This window comes from Planotetraspora mira, assembly GCF_016863275.1.
Lineage (GTDB): Bacteria > Actinomycetota > Actinomycetes > Streptosporangiales > Streptosporangiaceae > Planotetraspora > Planotetraspora mira.
The window spans coordinates 1-724 of the sequence record NZ_BOOO01000091.1 but is presented as its reverse complement, the minus strand read 5'-3'; the positions used below and the strand labels follow the sequence as shown (position 1 = coordinate 724).

Below are 724 nucleotides of genomic sequence, written 5' to 3'. Positions count from 1 at the left end.
GAGGCTGCTGATTAGAGGCTGCGGGCGGTGATGTCGCCGTTGGAGGTGGTGGCGCGGATGTCGAGTCCGGTGGTGCCGTCGTTCTTGAGGGTGTTGCTGACGCGGCCGTAGGAGGTGCCGGCGTCCAGGGAGGCCGAGACGCCGGTGGCGGCGCCGATGGAGATGTCGCCGGACTGGGTGCGGAGCACGACGGTGCCGCCGGTGGCTTCGGTGATGCGGATGTCGCCTCGTGCGGTGCTGATGTCGGCGGGGCCGCCCAGCCGTCCGACTTCGACGTCGCCGTCGGCCGCGGTGAGGTGGACGCTCGCGGCTTCGTCGATCTTGGTCTGGCTGTATGCGCCGTCGAAGGTGACGTCGCCGAGGCGGCCGATGGTGTGGAGTTCGCAGCTGGCGGCCTTGCCTTCGATGTGGGAGCCGGCGGGCAGCTTGACGGTGACTTCGATGGATCCGGAGGGGCCGAACAGTTGGTTGTCGGCCGGAGTTTCGATCCGCAGGACGCCGTCGGCGTATTCGATCGTGGTCTGTTCGGCGGTCTTGGTGTCGCGGCTCTTGGCGGGGTTGGTGGGCAGGACCTCGACGGTGGTGTCGGTCCGGTCGGTGGCGATGAGCTGGAGGCGTCCGGCGGGGATGTTCAGGACGGTGGTGATCGGGGTGGGGGTGGTGAACTTCTGCATCGTGTGCTCCTGGTGCCGTGTTGTTTCTGACACCGGAAACGCTACGTTGC

At 67.7% G+C, this 724-nt stretch carries 1 protein-coding gene; it reads right to left on the bottom strand.

Features of this window, described 5'->3' with window-relative positions; all coding sequences use genetic code 11:
• Positions 1–11: 11 nt before the first annotated feature.
• Positions 12–674 carry a DUF4097 family beta strand repeat-containing protein gene (locus tag Pmi06nite_RS41620; protein ID WP_203958776.1) on the bottom strand — a complete coding sequence of 221 codons (663 nt, stop codon included), beginning with the start codon at positions 672–674 and terminating at the stop codon, positions 12–14.
• Positions 675–724: the final 50 nt, after the last annotated feature.

Bases quoted from the DNA above. Each gene is read 5' to 3' on its own strand.
- Pmi06nite_RS41620 (WP_203958776.1), bottom strand. From the start codon at position 674: ATGCAGAAGTTCACCACCCCCACCCCGATCACCACCGTCCTGAACATC.